Here is a 23,464-nt window from a genome sequence, read left to right as displayed (position 1 = left end):
CGAAATGTCAGCCTCCGGACGTGTCCAGCTCGGCATCCTCACTCACCCCGGCACAGTCGTACGGATCCTTCAGCCAGCCGTCCGGCAGGACAACCCGGTTGTTTCCGGACGTCCGGCCGCGCGGACCGTCCGCACTCTCGGGCCAGGCCTGGTCCAGGTCGAGCTCGCTCAAATGAGCGTCCAGCTCGGACAGTGACGAAGTGACGGCGAGCTTCTGGCGCATCTCGGATCCGACCGCGAAGCCCTTGAGGTACCAGGCCACGTGCTTACGGAAGTCGATCACTCCGCGCGCCTCGTCGCCGATCCACTCCCCCAGCAGCTGCGCGTGCCGGTGCATGGTCCCCGCGACCTCGCGCAGCGTCGGCTTGTGGAAGTCCTCTGAACGCCCCTCGAAGGCCGCCACCAGGTCGTTGAACAGCCACGGCCGCCCCAGGCAGCCGCGACCGACGACCACGCCGTCGCAGCCGGTCTCGCGGACCATCCGCAACGCGTCCTCGGCACACCAGATGTCCCCGTTGCCGAGGACGGGGATCTCCGGCACGTGCTCCTTGAGCCGCGCGATGGCGTCCCAGTCGGCGGTGCCGCCGTAGTGCTGGGCGGTGGTGCGCCCGTGCAGGGCGATGGCGGTGACGCCCTCCTCGACGGCGATCCGGCCCGCGTCCAGGTAGGTGAGGTGCTCGTCGTTGATGCCCTTGCGCATCTTCATCGTCACCGGCAGGTCGCCGGCGCCCGCGACGGCCTCGCGCAGGATCGCCCGCAGCAGGTTCCGCTTGTACGGGAGGGCCGAGCCGCCGCCCTTGCGGGTCACCTTGGGGACCGGGCAGCCGAAGTTGAGGTCGATGTGGTCGGCCCGGTCCTCCTCGACGATCATGCGGACCGCCTTGCCGACCGTCGCCGGGTCTACCCCGTACAGCTGAATCGAGCGGGGCTTCTCGGTCTCGTCGAAGTGGATCAGCTGCATGGTCTTCTCGTTGCGCTCGACCAGGGCGCGGGTCGTGATCATCTCGCTCACGAACAGCCCCTTGCCACCACTGAATTCGCGACAAAGGGTGCGGAACGGGGCATTGGTGATGCCGGCCATGGGCGCGAGCACCACCGGGGGCTGCACGGTGTGCGGGCCGATCGCGAGCGACGGAGGGAGCGTGGTCATCCCCCCATTGTCGCGCATGCCGTAGTCGTTAGTTAGCCGTACTATCGCCGATATGTCCGATGTGAGCCACCGCACGCGCATGCTGGTCCTGTCGATCTGCTGCATGAGCCTGCTCATGGTCAGCCTCGACAACACCGTCCTGAACGTCGCGCTCCCCTCCATGCGCCGGGAGCTCAACGCCTCGGTCGCGGGGATGCAGTGGACCATCGACGCCTACACCCTGGTGCTGGCCTCACTGCTGATGCTGGCCGGCTCGACGGCGGACCGGATCGGGCGGCGCAAGGTCTTCATCGCCGGCCTCGCGCTCTTCACCTTCGGGTCGCTGCTCTGCTCGATGGCGCCCGACCTGGAGTGGCTGATCGTCTTCCGGATGATCCAGGCCCTCGGCGGCGCCATGCTCAACCCGGTCGCCATGTCGATCATCACCAACACCTTCACCGAGCCCGCCCAGCGGGCCCGGGCCATCGGGATCTGGGGCGCGGTGGCGGGCATCTCCATGGCCGCTGGCCCGATGGTCGGCGGCCTGCTGGTGGACACGATCGGCTGGCGGTCGATCTTCTGGATCAACATCCCGGTCGGGCTGCTCGCCCTGGCACTGACCCTGCACTACGTCCCGGAGTCGCGGGCCGACCGGCCGCGCCGCCCGGATCCGGTGGGCCAGCTGCTGGTCATGGCGCTGCTCGGCTCGCTGACGTACGGGATCATCGAGGCGCCGGCGGCCGGCTGGACCTCCGGGCTGATCCTCGGCTGCGCGGCGGTGGCCCTCGCGTCGCTGGTGGGGCTGCTGCTGTACGAACCGCGGCGGACGGAACCGCTGATCGACCCGCGGTTCTTCCGGAGCGCCCCCTTCAGCGGGGCCACGGTGATCGCGGTGTGCGCGTTCGCCGGGATGGCGGGGTTCCTCTTCCTGAACACCCTGTACCTCCAGGACGTACGGGGGCTGGACGCGCTGGACGCCGGGCTCTACATGCTCCCGATGGCGGCCTGCACCTTCCTGTTCGCACCGGTGTCGGGGCGGCTGGTCGGCGCCCGGGGGCCGCGGCTGCCGCTGCTGATCGCGGGGGTGGCCATGGCGGCGAGCGGGCTGCTCTTCGCGGTGTTCAACGCCGAGACCTCCACCCCGCTGATGTTCACCGGGTACGTGCTCTTCGGGCTGGGCTTCGGCATGGTCAACGCGCCGATCACCAATACGGCGGTCTCCGGGATGCCGCGCGCGCAGGCGGGTGTCGCGGCCGCCGTGGCCTCGACGAGCCGGCAGACCGGCGGGACGCTGGGGGTCGCGGTGGTGGGCGCGGTGCTGGCGGCCGGGATGGAGGGCGGCGCCGACTTCGGCTCGGCGACCGGGCCGGCCTGGTGGATCATCACGGTCTGCGGGCTGTTCGTGCTCGTCGTGGGCGCCGTGAGCAGCGGGCCCTGGGCGATGGCGACGGCCGAGCGGACGGCCCGGACGCTGGAGCCCCCGCAGGCCAGCCCCTCGCCGGCCGGGGCTCCGCCGCACGTCTGACGGGCGGCTTGGGGCACGCCTCGCCCGCCCCGGACTACTCCTGCTACTCCTGGCAGTCGAAGTCGTCCGGGTGCGAGTCGATCCGGGCCAGGAGACCGCGCAGTACGTCGCGGTCCTGCTCGGAGAGCCCGGCGAACAGCCCGAGCTCGACGGCGTCGAGCGCCGCGTTGGTCTTGCCGAGGACGGCGGCGCCGGCGGCCGTGATGGCCACGTTGTGGCGGCGGCGGTCCGCCGGGTCCCGGCGGCGCTCGGCGAGGCCGTCGCGCTCCAGGTCGTTGAGGATCCCGACGAGCACGCTGGGGTCCACCTCCAGCCGGTCGGCGAGGGCCCGCTGGCTGATGGGGCCGCCCTCCAGGTGCATGAGCGTCATGGCGTGCCGCGGGGTGAGCCCGGCGGCGCTGAGCGCCTTCTTCATGCGGGCCTGGGTGACCGAGCCGTGCCAGGCCAGCAGCAGGCCGAGCCGCTGCGGCGGCTGCGGGGCTTCCCGCGCCGCCGTCGCTTCCTGTGCCGCCTGCCGCACGTCCGTCATGTCCCACACCGTAGCAGTCGAGGAATGATTGCGATCTTTCGATCGTTGATGCTATTCAATGGTTTTGAACTTTCGACCATTGGAGATCTTCATGTTCATCGCCTATGCCGTAGTCGGCGGCCTGCTGGCGCTCGCGCTGGCCGCCTCCGCGACCGTCACCCTTCAGCGCAACGACCAGATCGTGGCCAACATGCGAAAGGTCGAGGTCCCGGACTCCTGGCTGCCGCGCCTGGCCGCCCTGAAGGCCGCGGGTGCGGTGGGCCTCGTCGCCGGCCTGTGGGTGACCCCCCTGGGCATTGCCGCCGCCGTCGGCGTGACCCTCTACTTCGTCGGCGCGGTCATCAGCCACCTCCGCGTGAAGGACTACGAACTCGCCCCGGCGGCCGCTCTGACCCTGGTCGCGGCGGCGGCGCTGGCCCTGCGGATAGCGGCGTAGCACTCTGACGAGTGACAGATATTGAAATCTGTCACTCGTCATGCCATTCTCGTTCCATGACGACGAACGAGAACACCCAAGCGACCACCGGAACCGGCACCGGAACCGGCACCCCTACCGCCCCGCGGCGCGCGCTCGGCACCACCGGGCCCGCCGTCTTCCCGCTCGGCCTCGGCTGCATGGGCATGTCCGCCCTGTACGGAGAGGCCGACCGGGCGGAGTCGATCGCGACGATCCACGCCTACCTGGACGCCGCCCCCGAAGGCACGGGGGCGCTGCTCGACACCGGCGACTTCTACGGCATGGGGCACAACGAGCTGCTCATCAGCGAAGCCCTGCGCACCGCCCCCGCCGCAGCCCGCGAGCAGGCTCTGACCAGCGTCAAGTTCGGCGCGCTGCGCACGGTCGAGGGCGGGTTCACCGGCTACGACGGCCGGCCCGAGGCCGTCAAGAACTTCCTCGCCTACTCGCTCCAGCGGCTCGGCCGGGACCACATCGACATCTACCGGATCGCCCGCGTGGATCCGGCCGTGCCGATCGAGGAGACCGTCGGCGCCATCGCCGAGGCCGTCCAGGCCGGACACGTCCGGCACATCGGCCTCTCCGAGGTCGGCGCGGACACACTGCGCCGGGCCGCCGCCGTGGCCCCGATCTCCGACCTCCAGATCGAGTACTCGCTGATATCCCGGGGCATCGAGCGGGAGATCCTTCCCACCGCCCGCGAGCTCGGCATAGGCATCACGGCCTACGGAGTGCTGTCCAGGGGCCTGATCAGCGGCCACTTCACCCGTGACCGCGCGCTGGCCCCGGGCGACTTCCGCGGGATGAGCCCCCGGTTCCAGGGCGACAACCTGCACCGGAACCTCGACCTGGTCGAGGCCCTGCGCAAGGTGGCCGAGGGCAAGGGCGTGAGCGTCGCGCAGACAGCCATCGCCTGGGTGCTCTCACGCGGTGAGGACATCGTGCCGCTGGTGGGGGCGCGGCGCCGGGACCGGCTGAGCGAGGCACTCGGTGCCATGGAGGTGGAGCTGACCGCTGCGGACCTGTCCGCGATCGAGGAGGCGGTTCCGGCCGGAGCCGCGGCCGGCGAGCGGTACCCGGCGGCGCAGATGGCCCACCTCGACAGCGAGCACTGAGCTGGCGGTACGGTCGTACCCATGCCACCCGCTGCCGCCGAACCCCTGACGCCCGAGCGCATCCTGGAAACCACCGAGGAGGTGCTGCGCCGCTTCGGCCCCACCAAGGCGACCGTGGTGGACGTGGCGCGCGCCCTGGGTGTCAGCCACGGCAGCGTGTACCGGCACTTCCCGTCGAAGGCGGCGCTGCGCGAGGCCGTCACGGACCGCTGGCTCGCCAAGAGCGTCGTGGCGCTGGAGCAGATCGCCTCGGCGCCGACGGGAACGGCACCGTCCAAGCTGGAAGCCTGGCTGGAGGCCCTGTTCGAGGCCAAGCGCCGCAAGGCGGGCGCCGACCCCGAGCTGTTCGCGACGTACTCGGTGCTGCTCGCCGAGAACAGCGGGGTGGTGGACCACCATCTGAGCGCGCTGATCGATCAGTTGGCCCGGATCATCGCCGAGGGCGTCGCGGACGGCTCCCTGTCGGCCCCCGATGTCCCGGCCGCCGCCCGCGCGGTGTTCGACGCCACCGGCCGCTTCCATGACCCGCAGTACGCGGGGGAATGGTTCTCGCCCACGATCATCACGGAGTTCGAGGCGGTCACGTCCCTCGTGATCCGGGGCCTGCGCGCCTGATCCGGCCGCCCCCGAAGAGGAGTGGTCCATTCCGGACAGCTTGGTGATCATTTGAGGCGGGGGGCCCTGTCGCGCGCCGCACACCTGCCCTACGTTCCCCCCGACCGCACTCATCAGGTACTTCTCAGGGGGGAAGCATGTCCGCTCAAGAGCTCCGGGACGACCGTCCGGAGCCGCCCGCCCGCTCGGGTTCCGCCGCGGCACTCGGCTGGATTCTGACCATCGGCCTCAACGTGGTCGCGCCGATCATCACGTACAACCAGCTCCACGACCACGGCTGGAGCGAGTTCGGCGCACTGCTGCTCAGCAGCGCGTGGCCCGTCCTCGACAGCGCCATCCACCTGGCCTGGCGCCGCAAGCTCGACGAATTCGCCGTCGTCACCCTGGTGTTCCTGGTGATCACGGCCGTCGTCTCGCTGATCGGCGCGCACTCGGCCCGCGCCCTGCTGATCAAGGACTCCGGTGTGACCGGGCTGTTCGGGGTGCTCTGCCTGGCCACCCTGCTCGCGCCGCGGCCGCTGATGTTCTACTTCGGCCGCAAGTTCGCCACCGACGGCACCCCCGAGAGCACGGCCTGGTGGAACGGCCTGTGGCAGTTCGAGGGCTTCCGCCGGACGATGACCGTCATGACCACGGTGTGGGGTGTGGCGTACCTCGTCGAGGCCGCGGTGCGGATCGCCCTGGCGTACACCCTGCCCACCGGCACGATGGTGGTCATCAGCCCGATCATGATCTACGCCGTGCTCGGCGTGCTGGCCCTGTGGACCGCGCTCTACGGCAAGCGCTCCCGGCGCGAGGGCGAGCGGCGCGCGGCCGAGACCGCTGCTGCCGCGGCGGCCCAGCCCGCGACCTCGTAGGCGCGGAAGACGACGGTGGCCCGGTGCGCAGTGCGCACCGGGCCACCGGTCGTTCGGCCGAAGCGGAACCTAGCAGCCGAGCAGACGGCTGCCGAGGTAGCTCTGGATCTGGTCCAGGGAGACGCGCTCCTGCTTCATGGTGTCGCGCTCACGCACGGTCACGGCGTTGTCGTCCAGGGTGTCGAAGTCGACGGTGACGCAGAACGGCGTACCGATCTCGTCCTGGCGGCGGTAGCGGCGGCCGATGGCGCCCGCGTCGTCGAACTCGATGTTCCAGTTCTTGCGCAGGTCGGCGGCGAGGCCCTTGGCCTTCGGCGACAGCTGCGCGTTGCGGGACAGCGGCAGGACGGCGACCTTGATCGGGGCCAGGCGCGGGTCGAGGCGCATCACGGTGCGCTTCTCCATGACGCCCTTGGCGTTCGGGGCCTCGTCCTCGTTGTACGCGTCGAGCATGAAGGCGAGCATGGCGCGGTTGACACCGGCCGCCGGCTCGATGACGTACGGGGTGTAGCGCTCACCGGCGTCCTGGTCGAAGTAGGTGAGGTCCTGGCCGGAGGCGGCGGAGTGCGCCTTGAGGTCGAAGTCGGTGCGGTTGGCCACGCCTTCGAGCTCGGAGAACTCGTTGCCGCCGAAGTTGAAGCGGTACTCGATGTCGGCGGTGCGCTTCGAGTAGTGGGACAGCTTCTCCTTCGGGTGCTCGTACCAGCGGATGTTCTCCTCGCGGATGCCGAGGCCGCGGTACCAGTTCCAGCGCTCGGCCATCCAGTACTCCTGCCACTGCTCGTCCTCGCCCGGCTTGACGAAGAACTCCATCTCCATCTGCTCGAACTCGCGCGTGCGGAAGATGAAGTTACCCGGAGTGATCTCGTTCCGGAAGGACTTGCCCATCTGCGCGATGCCGAACGGGGGCTTCTTGCGCGAGGTGGTCTGCACCGTGGCGAAGTTGGTGAAGATGCCCTGGGCCGTCTCGGGGCGCAGGAACGCCTTCGAGCCGGTGTCCTGGGTCGGGCCGAGGTGGGTCTCCAGCATGCCGGAGAACTGCTTGGGCTCGGTGAACTGGCCCTTCACGCCGCAGTTGGGGCAGTTGACGTCGGCGAGACCGTTGGCGGGCACGCGGCCGTGCTTGGCCTCGTACGCCTCTTCCAGGTGGTCCGCGCGGTGACGCTTGTGGCAGGAGGTGCACTCGGTCAGCGGGTCCGAGAAGGTCGCGACGTGGCCGGAGGCCACCCAGACCTCGGGGGCCAGGATCACGGACGAGTCGAGACCGACGATGTCCTCACGCCCGGTGACCATCGCCTTCCACCACTGGCGCTTGATGTTCTCCTTCAGCTCGACACCCAGCGGACCGTAATCCCAGGCAGCCCGAGAGCCGCCGTAGATCTCACTGCACGGGAAAACGAAGCCACGGCGCTTGCTCAGGCTGACGATGGTTTCGATCTTGTCGGCGGCCACGGTGCTCTCTTCATTACGAGGACGAACGGCGAAGCCTTAAGGTTACCGGCGCCCGCACCCCCCCTTTCAAATCGGATCCCCCTCCACGGCCTCCACGGGGGCCGCCCACCAGGGTTTTTGACAATCGTTTCCATTTTTGATGAAAATGGATGTCATGAACGTACGACGCCTCATACCCACCGCCGCCCTCGCCGGAGCCGTCGCCCTCGGCGCCACGGCCCTCACCGCCTGCTCCGGAGCCGGCGCCTCCGGCGGCAACTCCGACGGCAAGCTCGACGTGACGGCGTCGTTCTACCCGATGCTGTTCCTCGCCGAGCAGATCGGCAAGGACCACGTGAAGGCCACCACCCTGACCAAGCCGGGTGTGGAGCCGCACGACCTGGAGATCACCCCGAAGCAGACCGCGCAGCTGGCCGAGGCCGACGTGGTGCTCTACCTCAAGACCCTGCAGCCCGCCGTCGACAAGGCCGTCGCCCAGTCCGGCGTGAAGAACATCGTCGACGCCGGCACGCTCACCTCCCTGGAGGCGCACGGCACCTCCGGCCACGACCACGGCCACGAGGGCGAGGCCGAGAGCGAGGGCGAGGAGGCCCACGGCGACGACCACGGCGACGGCGAAGCCGGCCAGGACCCGCACGTCTGGCTCGACCCGGTGAAGTACGCCGAGGTCGCCAAGGGCGTCGGCGCGGCACTGGAGAAGGCCGACCCCGACCACGCGGCGGACTACAAGAAGAACACCGACGAGCTCGTGGCCCAACTGAACGCGCTGAACACCGAGTTCGAGACCGGCCTGAAGAACCCGGCCACCAAGACCTTCATCACCACGCACTCCGCCTTCGGCTACCTCGCCGAGCGCTACGGCCTGGACCAGGAGGGCATCTCCGGCCTCGACCCCGAGTCCGAGCCGAGCCCGGCCCGCATGAAGGAGATCCGGGAGATCGCGAAGAAGGAGAATGTCTCCACGGTGTTCTTCGAGACCCTGGCCAGCGACAAGACGGCCAAGAGCCTCGCCTCCGACACGGGCCTGAAGACCGATGTCCTCGACCCGCTCGAGGGAATCACCGACAAGTCCCAGGGCGCTGACTACTTCGAGGTCATGCGCTCCAACCTGAAGAACCTCCAGAAGGCGCTCGGCACCACGTCATGACAGCAGTAGCAGCAACGGAGGCGCGAGCCATGGAGTCCACGTCCGCCGAGTCCCCCGGCGAGGCCGTCATATCCCTGCGCCGGGCCACGGCCACGCTCGGCTCTCGCCCCGTGCTGCGCGGAGTCGACCTCACCGTCCGGCGCGGTGAGGTCGTCGCCCTGCTCGGAGCCAACGGCTCCGGCAAGTCCACGGCCGTCCGCGCCGTGGTCGGCCAGGTCCCGCTGACCGGCGGCGCCCTGTCCCTCTTCGGCACCGAGTTCAAGCGGTTCAAGGACTGGTCGCGCATCGGGTACGTCCCGCAGCGCACCACCGCCGCCAGCGGCGTCCCGGCCACCGTCCGCGAGGTCGTCTCCTCCGGCCGCCTCGCCCGCTCCCGCTTCGGGATCCTGCGCAAGGCCGACAAGGCGGCCGTCGAGCGCGCGCTGGACCTGGTGGGCATGGGCTCGCACGCCGACGCCTCGGTCAACGCCCTCTCCGGCGGCCAGCACCAGCGCGTCCTCATAGCCCGGGCACTCGCCGTCGAGCCCGAACTGCTGATCATGGACGAGCCGATGGCCGGCGTGGACCTGGCCAACCAGGAGGTCCTCGCGAACGCCCTGCGCGCGCAGGTCGCCGCCGGCTCGGCCGTCCTGCTCGTCCTGCACGAGCTGGGCCCGCTGGAGCCGCTGATCGACCGGGCCGTCGTCCTGCGCGACGGCTGCGTCGTCCACGACGGCCCGCCCCCCGAGGCCGTGGGCCAGCACGCACTGCCCGGCCACGACCACGTACACCCCCACGCGGCGCACGACGCCGAGCCCCTGCGGACGGGACTGCTGAGCTGATGGACCTCCTGACCTACGACTTCATGCGGCGCGCCCTGCTCGCGGCCGTGCTCGTCGGCGTCACCGCCCCCGCGATCGGCACGTACCTCGTCCAGCGCCGCCAGGCGGTCATGGGCGACGGTATCGGCCACGTGGCCATGACGGGCGTGGCCCTGGGCTTCCTGCTCAACACGAGCCCGGTGTGGATGGCCACGCTGGTCGCCGTCATCGGCGCGGTCGGCATGGAACTGATCCGCTCCCGCGGCAAGACCAGTGGGGACATCGCGCTCGCCATGCTCTTCTACGGTGGTCTGGCCGGCGGCGTCATGATCATCAATCTGGCCCCGGGCGGCTCCACGGCCAACCTGACCAGCTATCTCTTCGGCTCCATCACCACGGTCTCGCCCGCGGACGTCACCGCCGTCGTGATCCTCGCGGCCTTCGTGATCGCCGTCACCCTCGGCCTGCGCCGCCAGCTGTTCGCGGTCTGCCAGGACGAGGAGTTCGCCCGGGTCACCGGCCTGCCGGTGCGCGCCCTGAACCTGCTGATGGCCGTCACCGCAGCCGTCACCGTCACCGTGGCCATGCGCATCGTGGGCCTGCTGCTGGTCAGCGCCATGATGGTGATCCCCGTGGCCGCCGCCCAGCGCGTCACCCGCGGGTTCACGGCCACTCTGACGCTGGCCATGGTCATCGGCGTGCTCGTGTCCCTGTCCGGCACGGTCACGACGTACTACATCGACGCCCCGTCCGGCGGCACCATCGTGCTGCTCGCCATCGGCGTCTTCATGGTGATGACGGCCCTGTCGGCCCCGCTCGCCCGCCGCCGGGCGAAGGCGGCCCGCGCCGCCGATGAGGTCTGCACGCGGGATGACGTGAACGTCTAGCTCGCGTTGATCGGTCGCCTGGCACAATGGGCAGGACCGACACAAGGAGGAACCGGTGGCGACTGCGCCTGGCGAGACCGCGCCAGTACGAGGACGATCCACTCGGCAGCGGGCCGCCGTCGCGGCGGCACTGGACGAGGTGGACGAGTTCCGCAGCGCCCAGGAGCTGCACGACATGCTCAAGCACCGCGGCGATTCCGTGGGCCTGACCACCGTGTACCGCACCCTCCAGTCCCTCGCCGACGCCGGCGAGGTCGATGTGCTGCGCACCAGCGACGGCGAATCCGTCTACCGCCGCTGCTCCACCGGGGAACACCACCACCACCTGGTCTGCCGCAAGTGCGGCAAGGCGGTCGAGGTGGAGGGCCCGGCGGTGGAGAAATGGGCCGACTCCATCGCGGCCGAGCACGGCTACGTGAACGTCGCCCACACGGTGGAGATCTTCGGCACCTGCGCCGACTGCGCGTCCGCCGGCTAGAACCTGGGCACGTTCCGGTCGAGGAGGTCCCGGAGCCGGTCCAGGTCCTCCGGGAGCAGGGCCGCCCGCTTCGGGATCCAGCCCAGGTCGCCGCCGTTCCGGTACCTGAACACGATCAGGTTCCGGGACTCGGTCCAGCCCGCGTACACGTCCCAGCCGTACAAGCCGCGCGCCACCCGCCGCAGGTGGACCAGGCAGGGTGAGCCGCATGACCTCCCGTACGTCCCTGCGCTCCGCGCCCTAGTACAGCTCCACCGCCAGGCCAGTCGTGTCCATGGCGGCAGAGCGTACCGGCAGGTCAGCCAGCGGAGCCGCCCGGCTCCGACTGGTTCGGGACGGCGCCGCCGAAGCGGCGGTCGCGCTGGGCGTACTCCAGGCAGGCCCGCCACAGGTCGCGGCGGTCGAAGTCCGGCCACAGCACGTCCTGGTAGACCATCTCGGCGTACGCGCTCTGCCAGATCAGGTAGTTGGAGGTGCGCTGCTCGCCACTGGGGCGCAGGAAGAGGTCCACGTCCGGCATGTCCGGGTAGTACATGTACTTCGCGAAGGTCTTCTCGTTGACCTTCGACGGGTCCAGCCTGCCCGCCGCCACGTCCCGCGCGATCGCCTGCGCCGCGTCCGCGATCTCCGCGCGGCCGCCGTAGTTGACGCAGAAGTACAGGGTCATCGCGTCGTTGTCGACGGTCTGCTCCTGGGCTACCTGGAGCTCCTGGACGACCGACTTCCACATCTTCGGCATACGGCCGACCCAGCGGATCCGGATGCCGAGCTCGTTCATCTCGTCGCGGCGGCGCCGGATGACATCGCGGTTGAAGTTCATCAGGAAGCGCACCTCGTCGGGCGAGCGCTTCCAGTTCTCCGTCGAGAAGGCGTACAGGGAGAGGTTCTTGACGCCCATCTCCAGGCAGCCCTTGAGCACGTCGAGGACGACGCCCTCGCCGACCTTGTGGCCCTCGGTGCGCGGCAGGCCGCGCTCCTTGGCCCAGCGGCCGTTGCCGTCCATGACGACGGCCACGTGGTTCGGGACCAGCTCACCGGGGATCTTCGGCGGGCGCTCACCGGACGGGTGCGGCTCGGGAACCTTGTACTCCCGGCGAGAGCGTCCCAGAATCCCGCGTCGTGCCATGTGCCCAGCTCCTATTTCTCGACGTATCGCAAGGAGCGTAGCCCGCGCTCCAGATGCCAGTGCAAATAGGCCGAGACCAGTCCGCTGCCCTCCCGCACATGACGCGCCTCGCAGGCGTCCGCGTGGCCCCAGTCGCCCGTCAGCAGCGCGCTGAGGAGGGCGATGGCCTCCGATGAGGGTACGACGCTGCCGGGGACCCGGCAGTCGCCGCATATGACCCCGCCGGCGGCGACGGAGAAGTGCCGGTTGGGGCCGTGGATCCCGCACTTCGCGCAGTCCTCGAAGCTGGGCGCGTAGCCGTTGACGGCGAGCGAGCGCAGCAGGAACGCGTCGAGGATGAGGTGCGGTTCATGTTCCCCCCGGGAGAGGGTGCGCAGGGCGCCGACGAGCAGCAGGTACTGCTGTACGGCGGGCTCGCCCTCGTTCTCGGTGAAGCGCTCGGCGGTCTCCAGCATCGCGGTGCCGGCGGTGTAGCGGGCGTAGTCGGTGACGATGCCGTTCCCGTACGGGGCGATGATCTCGGTCTGGGTGCAGAGCGGGAGGCTGCGGCCGATCAGCTCGCTGCCCCGGGCGAAGAACTGCACGTCGGCGTGGGAGAAAGGTTCCAGCCCGGCGCCGAACTTGGACTTCGTCCGCCGGACCCCGCGGGCGACGGCCCGCACCCGGCCGTGGCCTCGGGTGAGGAGCGTGATGATGCGGTCCGCCTCACCCAGCTTCTGGGTGCGCAGCACGATGCCGTCGTCGCGGAACAGACTCATGGGCCCATTGTCGCCTGTGCGGGCGCGGCGACGGCCCTCCGCCCGGACTGGGGGCACCTCCCAGCGGTAGCTGGGGGAGGGTCCGGGCGGAGGGCCGTCCACCTCTTGGGAGGGGTCAGGGGGCGGGCGTCGCGGCGCCGGCCGCCTTCTCGGCCGTCTCGGCCGTCTTCTCGGCCGTCTCAGCCGTCTTCTCGGCCGTCTCAGCCGTCTCGGCGTCGTCATCCGCCTTCTCGGCCGTCTCCGCGTCGTCGTCCGCCTTCTCGGCGCCGGCCGGGGCCGCCACCGCCTGGGCGGGCAGCTCGGCCTGCGGGGCGCCGTGGGCGCCGTCCTTGCCCGGACCGTTGAAGATCAGGTTCAGCACGATCGCGGCCGTGGCACCGAGCGTCACACCGCTGTTGAGGAGCGAGGACAGGTCGGCGTCCATGTGCTCCTTGAAGAAGACCGGAACGGTGGCCGGGAGCAGCGCGAAGGCCAGGGAGACGCCCACGACCAGCGCGTTCTTCTCCTCCTTGAGATCGACCTTGGCGAGGGTCTGGATACCGGCCAGGGCCACCATGCCGAACATCACGGTCGCGGCGCCGCCGAGGACTCCGTGCGGGACGGCGGCGACGATCGCGGCGGCCTTCGGGAGCAGACCGAGGACGATCATGAAGACGCCCGCCGCGACCACGACGAACCGGCTCTTGACCTTGGTCATGCGGACCAGGCCGACGTTCTCGGCGAAGGCCACGTACGGGAAGGAGTTGAGGACACCGCCGAGCGCGGTGGCGGCGCCGTCGGCACGCAGGGCGCGGGCCACGGTCTCGCTGTCGACCTCCTTGCCGACGATGTCGCCGACGGCGTAGGTGTCACCGGTCGTCTCGACCATGGTGATCAGCATGACGATGAGCATCAGCAGGATCGGGAACCACTCGAACTTCGGGGCTCCGTACTGGAACGGGGTGGTGACGCCTACCCAGTCCGCGCCGCCCACGCCGCCGAACTTGGCGTCCCCGAGCAGGAAGGCGACGGCGGTGCCGCCGACCAGGCCGAGCAGGATGGCGATGCTGGAGAGGAAGGGCCGGCCGAGCTTCATCAGGACCAGGATGAAGAGCATCGTGCCGCCGGCGTACGCGAAGTTCTTCGGGTCGCCGAAGTCGGGGCTGCCGACGCCGCCCGCGGCATCGTTCAGGGCGACGGGGATCAGCACGATGCCGAGGACCGTGATCACCGTGCCGGTGACGACCGGCGGGAAGATCCGCATGATGGCGCGGAAGGCCTTGGCGGGCAGCCAGGCGAAGGCGAAGGTGGCGATGCCGGCCGTGATGACGGCGCCGTAGATGACGAGCAGGCCCGCCGTTCCGCCGCCCGCCCCGAGACCGATGGCGATCATCGGGGACACCGCGGTGAAGGTGACGCCCTGGATCAGAGGCAGTCGCGCGCCGATCCGGCCGATGCCCCACGCCTGGAGGATCGAGGCGATGCCGCAGGTGAACAGGTCGGCGTTGATCAGGTAGACCAGCTGCTCGGTGGTGAGGCCCAGGGCGCCGCCCACGATGATCGGGACGATCACCGCACCGGCGTAGAAGGCGAGTACGTGCTGGAAGCCGTACAGCGCGAGCTTGGGGAGGGGGAGCACCTCGTCGACCGGGTGCGTGCTCTGCTCTCCGTCTGCGGAAAGCCGGGCGGCGACACGTGCCATCTCTGCCTTGCCCTTCAAAAGGTAGGTAACCGAGAGGAATCTGGTTATCCCTGGCCGGAGTGGGTCGCTGTCCCGTTGGTCCGCCAGGGTTGTCAGTGCGATCACGTGAATCGAAGCCCTGCGATGTTTCCGCCGGCGTCTCGTCGTGTGACCGGAATTGAACGCCTGTGGGAGTCCTCACAGGTATCGTCGACTTCCACAAAGTGTTGACGTTCAGTGACGTCACTTTTGGAGGTTTGCCCAATGGCGGGTGCCGCGACAGGGGCGTAAGGGGAACGCGCCGGTGAAGGGCCCGTTCCTGTCGCGCGACCGTGCACCACCTACGGCCTGACCTGCTCGTACGCGTTTCGCGAGGCGACCCGCACCGCAATCCCGCCCCATGGATCCGGCCGTCCAAGGAGTGGGATCGCGCGATCCCGGAGCACACGTCTCCACCCCTGCACGGATGGCGGAAGGCTCCGGTTCAGCCCCCGCGAGGCCGGATTGTTACCTCCCCGGGAGCCGTTTCGTATGCGTTCGCTACGCCCCGGAGGCCCGTACGCCGGACAGCAGCCGGGCCACCTCGTCCGGGGTCATCCGCAGCGCCGCGCCCACCGTGGCCAGCACCTCGCGCTCGGCGGGGATGTACGGCCCATCCGCGAGCGCGATGCGCGCCCCCTGGAGCAGGATCGACTCCCGGCCCGGCCCGGCCAGGTGCGGGGCCAGCGGCTCCAGGGCCTCGTGGAGCTCTATCGACAGCGCGGCCCCGCAGCACTCCGGGCCGTCGTACAGGCCCAGCCGGCCCTCGTCGGTCGCCAGCGCCTCCACCAGGGACTCCAGCTGCTCCTCCGTACAGTCCTGGAAGCCCGCCGACCGTACGGCCGACACGGCGCCCTCCAGCGCACTGCGCGAGGCCGTCCCGCCCGCCGCCAGCACGGCCAGCGCCACGGTGTGCACGGCGTCGCGCAGCAACGCCGAGAACCGGGTGGTGGTGAGGTGGTCCAGGACCTCGGTGTCGAAGCGGTCCCGGCAGGCCTGGCACTCGACGACGGGTCCGGTCCGGCCGCGCGACAGCAGCGGCACGCCCAGGACGGTGAACCGGCGACGTCCGGTGCGCCGGCGGTAGTTGCGGTCACCGCCGCAGCCGGGGCAGAAGAACTCCCCGTCGCTCACGGTGCTCCAGGTGGTACGGATGCCCCAGACCGTCAGCTTCCGGCCGTCCCCACCCCGAACTGGCAGCACGTCGCACCTCCGTCACGTCCCGGCAACGTCGTCGGGTGGGCGTGATGTTAGCCACATCAGTGAGGATCCGTCAGTCGTGTGACAAGACAACCTGCGCCACCCCGTGGACTTGGCCGAACCACGCCCCCGCCGGTTGGCGCGCCGAGGTGCCGGGCCGGAAACGGCGGGACCCCGCCCCTCCAGGCGGAGGGGCGGGGTCCGAAGCGTGCCGACGGGTCAGCGGCCCGCGCGGTTGACGGCGGAGATGACCGCCTTCAGGGAGGCGCGGGTGGTGTTGGCGTCAATGCCGATGCCCCACAGGACGCGGCCGTCGATCGCGCACTCGATGTACGAGGCGGCCACGGCGGAGGCGCCCTCGCTCATGGTGTGCTCGGTGTAGTCCAGCAGGCGGGCGTCGACGCCGATGCCGGCCAGCGCGTCGAAGAAGGCCGAGATCGGACCGTTGCCGGTGCCGTTCAGCACGGTGTCCACGCCGTCCAGGACCGCCTCGACGGTCAGCGTGTCCGTGCCGTCCTTGTCGGTGGTGGTCTGGCCGGAGCGCAGCTGGATGCGGCCCCACGGATTCTCGGGGTTGGGCAGGTACTCGTCCGAGAAGACGTCCCAGATCGCCTTCGGCGTGACCTCGCCGCCCTCGGCGTCGGTCTTGGCCTGGATGATCCGCGAGAACTCGATCTGCATGCGGCGCGGCAGGTCCAGCTTGTGGTCGTTCTTCAGGACGTAGGCGATACCGCCCTTGCCGGACTGCGAGTTGACGCGGATGACGGCCTCGTAGGAACGGCCGACGTCCTTCGGGTCGATGGGCAGGTACGGGACCGCCCACTCGATCTCGTCCACCGTCTTGCCGGCGGCGGCCGCGTCGGCCTCCATGGCGTCGAAGCCCTTCTTGATGGCGTCCTGGTGGGAGCCGGAGAAGGCGGTGTAGACCAGGTCGCCCGCGTAGGGGTGGCGCGGGTGGACCTCCATCTGGTTGCAGTACTCGCTGGTGCGGCGGATCTCGTCGATCTGCGAGAAGTCGATCTGCGGGTCGATGCCCTGCGAGAACAGGTTCATGCCCAGGGTGATCAGGTCCACGTTGCCGGTGCGCTCGCCCTGCCCGAACAGGCAGCCCTCGATGCGGTCGGCGCCGGCCATCAGGGCCAGCTCGGCGGCCGCCACGGCGGTGCCACGGTCGTTGTGGGGGTGTACGGAGATGCAGATGTGCTCGCGGCGGGTCAGGTTGCGGGCCATCCACTCGAAGCGGTCCGCGTGCGTGGACGGCGTCGAGCGCTCCACGGTGGCGGGCAGGTTCAGGATGATCTCGCGGCCCTCGGCCGGCTGCCAGACGTCGCAGACGGCTTCGCAGACCTCCAGGGCGAAGTCCAGCTCGGTGTCGGTGAAGATCTCCGGGCTGTACTGGTAGCCGAAGACGGTCTCGGGGCCCAGCAGCTTCTCGGCGTACTCCATGACCAGGCGGGTGCCGTCGACGGCGATCTGCTTGATCTGCTCCTTGGAGCCGCGGAAGACGACCCGGCGGAAGGTCGGCGCGGTCGCGTTGTAGAGGTGCACGGTGGCGCGCTTGGCGCCGACCAGTGACTCCACGGTCCGCTCGATCAGGTCCTCGCGGGCCTGGGTCAGTACGGAGATGGTGACGTCGTCCGGAATCGCGCCCTCTTCGATGATGGAGCGCACGAAGTTGAAGTCGGTCTCGCCGGAGGACGGGAAGCCGACCTCGATCTCCTTGTAGCCCATGCGCACCAGCAGGTCGAACATCTCGCGCTTGCGGGCGGGGGTCATCGGGTCGATCAGCGACTGGTTGCCGTCACGCAGGTCGGTGGACAGCCAGCGGGGAGCCTTGGTGACGCGGGCGTCGGGCCAGGTGCGGTCCGGGATGTCCACCTGCTCGTACGAGCCGTACTTGTGGATCGGCATTCCGGAGGGCTTCTGGGTGTGGGTCGCGTTCGTGATGGGCGTGGGGCGACCAACGAAAGTGTGCTGACTCATGGCGTAGGGCTCCTCGCGTGTCCGCGTGTAGTTCGCTGGGACGGCCGACGGCGGTCGCAAAACCGCAACACCAAACTCCGCGGGGAGGGGGCCGGCCTACGACTACAGACCCTCGCCGCGGCAGCTAAGGAGAAGCAGCCCGAAACGCATGATGGGCCGAGCCTAACCGAGCCGCGCCGTAACGCGAGGACCTGTTTCAGTATGCAAGACCCGCCTGTCCGATTTGTACCTAATGTGAGCTATACCTCTCTTCCATCAAGGAGGTCCGGTCGATCCACCGGAGCCCGCGAGATTCGTACGTGCGATCACATCATCGCTGGCCACGATCATGGGCGGCCGAGATCGCGTACGCGGAAGAGGCGTACCGGAACCTTGAGCTGCGCAGGCACACCTACGCCGAGGTGAAGGCGCGGTGGGGGCTCGGAGCACAGGCGGCACAGCACGTGATCAAGAAAGCGGCCGACGCCTGCACGACCTCCCTGGCGAGCCTGCGTGCCCGGAGGCTCCACAGGCCGGCCTCAGGGCGCCACCGTCAGGTCGCACCCAAGCCGCCCTCCTTTCGGTCCGATGCCGCCCAGCCGTACGACGACCGCATGCTGTCGTCGCAGATCGAAGCACGCACCGTCTCCATCTGGACGACGAGCGGACGCCTCAAGGGTGTGGCCATCACAGCCGGCGCCGAGCAACTCGCCACACTGGGCTACCACCGCCAAGGCGAGTCCGATCTGCTGCGTCGTGACGGCGACTGGTATCTGCTCGCGACCTGCGAGGTGCCCGAGGCGGAGCTGGACACCGACCCGATGGGCTTTCTCGGCGTTGACCTGGGGATCGTGAACATCGCCACCACCTCGGACGGCGAGATCATGGCCGGGCGCCGGCTCAATCGCCTGCGCGAACGGGATCTGAAACTACGGGCCAATCTGCAACGCAAGAGAACCAAATCCGCGAGGCGTCGCGCGCAGCGCAGGCGCCGCAAGGAGGCCCGGCGCACCCGGGACATCAATCACAAGATCGCGAAACGCATCGTGGCCGAGGCCGCACGCACCGGGCGCGGGATCGGTCTGGAGGACCTGACCGGTATCCGTGAACGGGTACGGCTAAGAAAGCCCCAACGGGCCATGGTGCACTCCTGGGCGTTCGCCCAGCTCGCAGAATTCATCTCCTACAAGGCCCGCCGGGCGGGAGTGCCCGTGGTGTTCGTCGATCCGGCGTACACGTCCCGCACCTGCTCCCAGTGCGGGCACATCGACAAGGCGAACCGGGTCTCACAGGCCCGCTTCGTGTGCCGGTCCTGCGGATTCGTTGATCACGCAGACCGCAACGGCTCCCGCAACATCCGCGCACGCGCGTGGGAGTTGTGGCGACGCGGGGCCCCGTCACCGGCCCCAGCCGTCCCGCACCAGCGAGACGACCGGACGCGGGCGGCGCACCACAGCCAGTGATGCGCCGTAACGCAAGCCGCGTCGCTCCGGCGACGAGGCGTGTGACACAACCGAATGAATCATGGTTGCTTCTAGTGACATCGGAGTAACTCGGTGCCACATTGCCGGGCATGGATACCTTCCGCGCTCACGACCGCCGCACTCACCTTCACCCCGTCTTCTGCACCGTGGTGCCGCCGCACCTGCTCGACAAGATCGCGCAGTCCGATGACTCCCGGCGGGCCGACGCCGCGCAGCGGACCCTTGAACAGGACTCCCTGCTGCGCACCCGGCGCCGCGTCACCACCGTCCGGGGCATCACCCCGGTGCTGGGGGCGCCCCTCTCGGACGACCCCCGACGGACCATCTACGACGCCGAGCACCGCACCCGGCTGCCCGGGAAGAAGGTGCGCGCGGAAGGCGACCCGGCGAGCAAGGACGCCACCGTCAACCGCGCGCACGCGGGGCTCGGGGCCACGTACGAGCTGTTCCTCAAGGGCTTCGGGCGCCACTCGATCGACGATGCCGGGCTGCCGCTGGACGCGACCGTGCACTACGGCGAGGACTACAACAACGCCTTCTGGGACGGCCAGCAGATGGTCTTCGGCGACGGGGACGGGGACCTGTTCCTCGACTTCACGGTGTCGGTGGACGTGATCGGCCACGAGCTCGCCCACGGCGTCACCCAGTACTCGGCCAACCTGGTCTACCGGGGGCAATCGGGCGCGCTGAACGAGTCGATGTCCGACGTCTTCGGCTCGCTGATCAAGCAGTACTCCCTCGACCAGAGCGCCCAGGACGCGGACTGGCTGATCGGCGCCGGACTGCTGGGGCCGAACGTGACCGGGGTCGCGCTGCGCTCGATGAAGGCACCGGGGACGGCGTACGACGACGACGAGCTCGGCAAGGACCCGCAGCCGGCGACGATGGACGACTACGTCGAGACCTACAGCGACAACGGCGGGGTGCACATCAACTCCGGCATCCCCAACCACGCCTTCTACCTGGTGGCGACGGAGCTGGGCGGCAAGGCCTGGGAGCGCGCCGGGCAGATCTGGTACGACACCCTGACGGGCGGGGAGCTGTCCTCGAAGGCCAGTTTCAAGGACTTCGCCCGGCTGTCGGTGGCGGCGGCCGTCGCGCGGTACGGGGACGGCGGCGCGGAGCACCAGGCACTGCAGAAGGCGTGGTCGACGGTAGGGGTGCCGACCGCCTGACGGCGGGGTAGACAGGCCCCATGCGGATTCTGGTGGTGCGTACGGGAGGTTTCGCGGGCATCGAGCGCCGGGTCGAGGTGGACACCTCGGGCCGGCCCGATGAGGACGAGTGGCAGGCCCTGGCGCAGCTGGCACTGCGGCCCGGCCCGCCCGCACCGGGGGCGCACCGGGTGCGGGACGGGTTCTCGTACCGGATCACGGTGGACGGGCGGACGGTGTCCTGCGAGGAGCCGAACCTGTCGGACGCGCAGCGGTCGCTGATCTCGCGCGTGCTGAAGGAGGGCGCGTGAGGGGCCGGGCGTGAGGGCCGCAAGCGCGGGCAGCCCGTGCTGTCAGCCCGTTCGGGAGTCAAAGCGGATGCTCTCGCGGGGCGGCTTTGCTTGTATGACCGTATGACAAAGATCTTGGACGTGCTGGAGCGGTACTACGACGCGGTACCGCGTGTGGGCGGGGCGCGCGGTGAGGACTTCGGAGCTCTGACCCTGTTCGTGCAGGAGGGCGACGGCTGGCCGTACTACGCGCGGCCCGCGCTCGGAGGCCCGTCGGCCTCGGCCTCCGACGTCGAACGGGTACTGGCCCGCCAGCGGGAGCTGAAGCTCCCGGAGTCCTTCGAATGGGTGGCCGAAACCAACCCCTCGCTGCGGGCCGCCGTGGAGGCCGCCGGGCTGCGTGTCCACGCGTACCCCCTGATGGCGCTGGACCCCGCCGCGCCGCCCCTCGCGCCACATCCCGACGTACGGCTGCTCGGCCCCGGCGATCCGCTGCTGGCGGCGGCGGTGACCGTGCCGATGCTGGCCTTCGCGGCGCCCGGGACGGCGCTCGGCGAGGCCGGTCCGGCCGAACTGGCGGTGGCGGTCGCGGACCCGGCGGTGGCGGCACGCCGGGCCATGATCTCGGGGAAGCTCGCATCGGGCACCACGGCCATGGCGGCGGCCGCGCGGGACGGGGTGGTGCTGTGCTCCGGCCAGTACAACCCGGTCGGCGAGGTCGCCGAGATCGTCGGCGTCGGCACCCTTCCCGCGGCGCGCCGCCAGGGCCTGGCCCTCGGTGTGACGGCGGCCCTGGTCGCGGACGCGCTGGCACGCGGGGTGACCACGGTGTTCCTGACGGCGGGCGACGAGGACGTGGCCCGCGTCTACGGGCGCGCCGGTTTCCTCCGGGTGGGCACGGGGCTGATCGCGGAGCCGCCGCCGGAGGAGAAGGAGGAGCGTTCCTAGGGACTGAGACAGGGGGTGCGGGCAGGGCCTTGTTGCTGAAACGGCAACGATGTTTGCCCGTTCGGTGGGGGCGGGCGGAGCATCGGAAGCGACCGCACACCGGCACGCGTACAGGAAGAGACGCCGATGCACGAGCAGACCGAGCAGACCGAGCACCAGCACCAGCACCAGCAGCCCCACGCGCACGTCCACTCCCCCTCCGACGGGCCCGCCGCCGGCGGCGGCGAGGAGTTCTGGGACTCCCGCTACAGCGAGAGCGAGCAGATCTGGAGCGGCAACGCCAACACCGTCCTGGTCCGCGAGGTCCAGGACCTCGCCCCGGGGCGGGCCCTGGACCTCGGCTGCGGTGAGGGCGCCGACGCCGTGTGGCTGGCCCGGCAGGGCTGGCGCGTCACCGGGACCGACATCTCGGGGATCGCCCTGAAGCGGGCGGCCGGTCACGCGGCGGACACGGGGGTCGCCGACCGGATCGAGTGGCAGCGTCACGACCTCGCGCTGTCGTTCCCCGCCGGCGAGTTCGACCTGGTCTGCGCCAGCTTCCTGCACTCGATGGGGGACTTTCCGCGCGAGCGGATCCTCCGTACCGCCGCCTCGGCGGTGGCCCCCGGCGGAGTGCTGCTGATCGTCGGGCACGCGGGCTGGGCGCACTGGCAGGAGGACCGGGATCACTCGGTCCGCTTCCCGGCCCCGGAGGACGTCGTCGCGGACCTGGAACTGCCCGAGGGCGGGTGGGAGGTCCTGCTCGCCGAGGAACACGAACGGGTCCAGAACCAGCCTGACGGCCGGCCCGGGACCCGGACGGACAACGTGGTGAAGCTACGGCGGCTGCGCTGAGCGGCTCGCCAAAGGCAAGGCGTCAGAAGCCGAGCTTGCGGAGCTGCTTGGGGTCGCGCTGCCAGTCCTTGGCGACCTTCACGTGCAGGTCGAGGAAGACCGGCGTGCCGAGCAGCGCCTCGATGTGCTTGCGCGACTTCATGCCGACCTCCTTCAGGCGCGAACCCTTCGGGCCGATGATGATGCCCTTCTGGCTCGGCCGCTCGATGTAGACGTTCGCGTGGATGTCCAGCAGCGGCCGGTCCGCCGGGCGGTTCTCCCGGGGGATCATCTCCTCCACCACGACCGCGATGGAGTGCGGGAGCTCGTCCCGTACGCCTTCGAGGGCGGCCTCGCGGATCAGCTCCGCGACCATCACCATCTCGGGCTCGTCGGTGAGGTCGCCCTCCGGGTACAGCGGCGGGCTCTCCGGCAGCAGCGGCGCGATCAGGTCGGCCAGCAGCTGGACCTGGCTGTCACCGACCGCCGAGACCGGGACGATCTCGGCCCACTCGAAGCCCAGCTCCGCGCCGAGCTGGTGGACGGCGAGGAGCTGTTCGGCCAGGGCCTTGGACTCGACCAGGTCGGTCTTGGTGATGATGGCGATCTTGGGGGTCTTCTTGATCCCCGCGAGCTCCTTGGCGATGAACTTGTCGCCGGGGCCGAGCTTCTGGTCGGCCGGCAGGCAGAAGCCGATGACGTCGACCTCGGCCCAGGTGGTCCGGACGACGTCGTTCAGCCGCTCGCCGAGGAGCGTGCGCGGCTTGTGCAGGCCGGGCGTGTCGACCAGGACGAGCTGGGCGTCGGGGCGGTGCACGATGCCGCGGACGGTGTGGCGGGTGGTCTGCGGCCGGTTGGAGGTGATCGCGACCTTGGTGCCCACGAGTGCGTTGGTCAGGGTCGACTTCCCCGCGTTGGGGCGGCCGACGAAGCAGGCGAAGCCCGCGCGGTGCGGGGCGGTGGGCTCGGGGGAACGATCGCTCATACGGGCCATTCTCCCCGATGCCGCTCCCAGCGCCGACCAGGCCGCCGCGAGGAG

At 70.0% G+C, this 23,464-nt stretch carries 24 protein-coding genes; 14 read left to right on the top strand and 10 right to left on the bottom strand.

What is annotated here, in order from left to right:
* Positions 1–7: 7 nt before the first annotated feature.
* Positions 8–1,168: a tRNA dihydrouridine synthase DusB gene (dusB, locus tag MTF65_RS08775; protein ID WP_243627840.1), complete on the bottom strand. Its 1,161-nt coding sequence runs from the start codon at positions 1,166–1,168 to the stop codon at positions 8–10.
* 34 nt (positions 1,169–1,202) lie between these two features.
* Between dusB and MTF65_RS08770 the strand changes: the two genes are divergently transcribed.
* Positions 1,203–2,654: an MFS transporter gene (locus MTF65_RS08770; RefSeq protein WP_243627839.1), complete on the top strand. Its 1,452-nt coding sequence runs from the start codon at positions 1,203–1,205 to the stop codon at positions 2,652–2,654.
* Between the two features lie 43 nt (positions 2,655–2,697).
* On the opposite strand, the gene MTF65_RS08765 is transcribed toward MTF65_RS08770, so the two are convergent.
* The gene (locus MTF65_RS08765) at positions 2,698–3,183 is read right to left on the bottom strand and encodes a MarR family winged helix-turn-helix transcriptional regulator (RefSeq protein WP_243627837.1); all 486 of its coding nucleotides are present in this window, start codon (positions 3,181–3,183) and stop codon (positions 2,698–2,700) included.
* A 91-nt stretch (positions 3,184–3,274) separates the two neighbouring features.
* Here MTF65_RS08765 and MTF65_RS08760 point away from each other — a divergent pair, with 91 nt between their 5' ends.
* The 4 genes from MTF65_RS08760 (at position 3,275) to MTF65_RS08745 (ending at position 6,227) form a co-directional block, all read left to right on the top strand.
* Positions 3,275–3,619 (top strand): DoxX family protein, encoded by a 345-nt coding sequence (locus MTF65_RS08760; RefSeq protein ID WP_243627835.1) that lies wholly within the window; start codon positions 3,275–3,277, stop codon positions 3,617–3,619.
* A gap of 56 nt (positions 3,620–3,675) precedes the next feature.
* Complete coding sequence (locus MTF65_RS08755; protein ID WP_243627834.1) at positions 3,676–4,755, top strand: aldo/keto reductase; 1,080 nt, start codon at positions 3,676–3,678, stop codon at positions 4,753–4,755.
* Between the two features lie 21 nt (positions 4,756–4,776).
* Positions 4,777–5,370, top strand: a complete 594-nt coding sequence (locus MTF65_RS08750; RefSeq protein ID WP_243627833.1) for a TetR family transcriptional regulator — start codon at positions 4,777–4,779, stop codon at positions 5,368–5,370.
* Positions 5,371–5,507: 137 nt separating this feature from the next.
* A complete protein-coding gene (locus MTF65_RS08745) occupies positions 5,508–6,227 on the top strand; it encodes a VC0807 family protein (RefSeq protein WP_243627831.1) in 720 nt (239 codons plus the stop codon).
* Positions 6,228–6,296: 69 nt separating this feature from the next.
* On the opposite strand, the gene MTF65_RS08740 is transcribed toward MTF65_RS08745, so the two are convergent.
* Entirely contained in the window at positions 6,297–7,679 is a 1,383-nt protein-coding gene (locus tag MTF65_RS08740) for a glycine--tRNA ligase (RefSeq protein WP_243627828.1), read from the bottom strand.
* A 154-nt stretch (positions 7,680–7,833) separates the two neighbouring features.
* Here MTF65_RS08740 and MTF65_RS08735 point away from each other — a divergent pair, with 154 nt between their 5' ends.
* The 4 genes from MTF65_RS08735 to MTF65_RS08720 are packed head-to-tail and all read left to right on the top strand — an operon-like array spanning position 7,834 to position 10,991.
* On the top strand, positions 7,834–8,826 hold the full coding sequence (locus MTF65_RS08735; protein ID WP_243627826.1) for a metal ABC transporter substrate-binding protein: 993 nt from the start codon (positions 7,834–7,836) through the stop codon (positions 8,824–8,826).
* Positions 8,827–8,855: 29 nt separating this feature from the next.
* Entirely contained in the window at positions 8,856–9,647 is a 792-nt protein-coding gene (locus MTF65_RS08730; RefSeq protein WP_243627824.1) for a metal ABC transporter ATP-binding protein, read from the top strand.
* Entirely contained in the window at positions 9,647–10,513 is an 867-nt protein-coding gene (locus MTF65_RS08725) for a metal ABC transporter permease (RefSeq protein ID WP_243627822.1), read from the top strand. Before MTF65_RS08730 ends, MTF65_RS08725 begins: the two co-directional genes overlap by 1 nt.
* Before the next feature lie 55 nt (positions 10,514–10,568).
* The gene (locus MTF65_RS08720; RefSeq protein WP_243627819.1) at positions 10,569–10,991 is read left to right on the top strand and encodes a Fur family transcriptional regulator; all 423 of its coding nucleotides are present in this window, start codon (positions 10,569–10,571) and stop codon (positions 10,989–10,991) included.
* Here the strand turns inward: MTF65_RS08720 and MTF65_RS08715 are convergent.
* The 6 genes from MTF65_RS08715 to leuA form a co-directional block, all read right to left on the bottom strand.
* On the bottom strand, positions 10,988–11,167 hold the full coding sequence (locus tag MTF65_RS08715; RefSeq protein ID WP_243627817.1) for a hypothetical protein: 180 nt from the start codon (positions 11,165–11,167) through the stop codon (positions 10,988–10,990). The two genes, MTF65_RS08720 and MTF65_RS08715, sit on opposite strands and share 4 nt — an antisense overlap.
* Positions 11,168–11,289: 122 nt before the next feature.
* Positions 11,290–12,117, bottom strand: coding sequence for an isoprenyl transferase (locus tag MTF65_RS08710; RefSeq protein WP_243627814.1), 828 nt, complete (start codon positions 12,115–12,117; stop codon positions 11,290–11,292).
* A gap of 11 nt (positions 12,118–12,128) precedes the next feature.
* Positions 12,129–12,875, bottom strand: a complete 747-nt coding sequence (gene recO / locus MTF65_RS08705) for a DNA repair protein RecO (protein ID WP_030009060.1) — start codon at positions 12,873–12,875, stop codon at positions 12,129–12,131.
* 115 nt (positions 12,876–12,990) lie between these two features.
* On the bottom strand, positions 12,991–14,556 hold the full coding sequence (locus MTF65_RS08700; protein ID WP_243627813.1) for a solute carrier family 23 protein: 1,566 nt from the start codon (positions 14,554–14,556) through the stop codon (positions 12,991–12,993).
* Between the two features lie 519 nt (positions 14,557–15,075).
* The gene (locus MTF65_RS08695) at positions 15,076–15,777 is read right to left on the bottom strand and encodes a TerB family tellurite resistance protein (protein ID WP_243627812.1); all 702 of its coding nucleotides are present in this window, start codon (positions 15,775–15,777) and stop codon (positions 15,076–15,078) included.
* Positions 15,778–15,993: 216 nt separating this feature from the next.
* Complete coding sequence (gene leuA / locus MTF65_RS08690) at positions 15,994–17,757, bottom strand: 2-isopropylmalate synthase (RefSeq protein WP_243627811.1); 1,764 nt, start codon at positions 17,755–17,757, stop codon at positions 15,994–15,996.
* A gap of 299 nt (positions 17,758–18,056) precedes the next feature.
* Between leuA and MTF65_RS08685 the strand changes: the two genes are divergently transcribed.
* From MTF65_RS08685 to MTF65_RS08665, 5 genes are all read left to right on the top strand, one after another.
* Positions 18,057–19,199: a transposase gene (locus MTF65_RS08685; protein WP_308407129.1), complete on the top strand. Its 1,143-nt coding sequence runs from the start codon at positions 18,057–18,059 to the stop codon at positions 19,197–19,199.
* Positions 19,200–19,309: 110 nt separating this feature from the next.
* Positions 19,310–20,395, top strand: a complete 1,086-nt coding sequence (locus MTF65_RS08680) for a M4 family metallopeptidase (protein ID WP_243627810.1) — start codon at positions 19,310–19,312, stop codon at positions 20,393–20,395.
* Between the two features lie 20 nt (positions 20,396–20,415).
* Entirely contained in the window at positions 20,416–20,685 is a 270-nt protein-coding gene (locus tag MTF65_RS08675; protein WP_243627809.1) for a protealysin inhibitor emfourin, read from the top strand.
* 102 nt (positions 20,686–20,787) lie between these two features.
* Positions 20,788–21,612 carry a GNAT family N-acetyltransferase gene (locus MTF65_RS08670; RefSeq protein ID WP_243627807.1) on the top strand — a complete coding sequence of 275 codons (825 nt, stop codon included), beginning with the start codon at positions 20,788–20,790 and terminating at the stop codon, positions 21,610–21,612.
* Positions 21,613–21,738: 126 nt separating this feature from the next.
* Positions 21,739–22,446, top strand: coding sequence for a bifunctional 2-polyprenyl-6-hydroxyphenol methylase/3-demethylubiquinol 3-O-methyltransferase UbiG (locus MTF65_RS08665; protein WP_243627805.1), 708 nt, complete (start codon positions 21,739–21,741; stop codon positions 22,444–22,446).
* A gap of 22 nt (positions 22,447–22,468) precedes the next feature.
* Here MTF65_RS08665 and era read toward each other — a convergent pair whose 3' ends face one another.
* Entirely contained in the window at positions 22,469–23,419 is a 951-nt protein-coding gene (gene era, locus MTF65_RS08660) for a GTPase Era (RefSeq protein ID WP_243628625.1), read from the bottom strand.
* Between the last annotated feature and the right edge of the window lie 45 nt (positions 23,420–23,464).

This window comes from Streptomyces sp. APSN-46.1 (genome assembly GCF_022815725.1).
In the GTDB taxonomy this organism is placed as follows: Bacteria; Actinomycetota; Actinomycetes; order Streptomycetales; family Streptomycetaceae; genus Streptomyces.
Note: the sequence above shows the minus strand (reverse complement) of the source record. Positions and strands in the feature narration are given on the sequence as shown.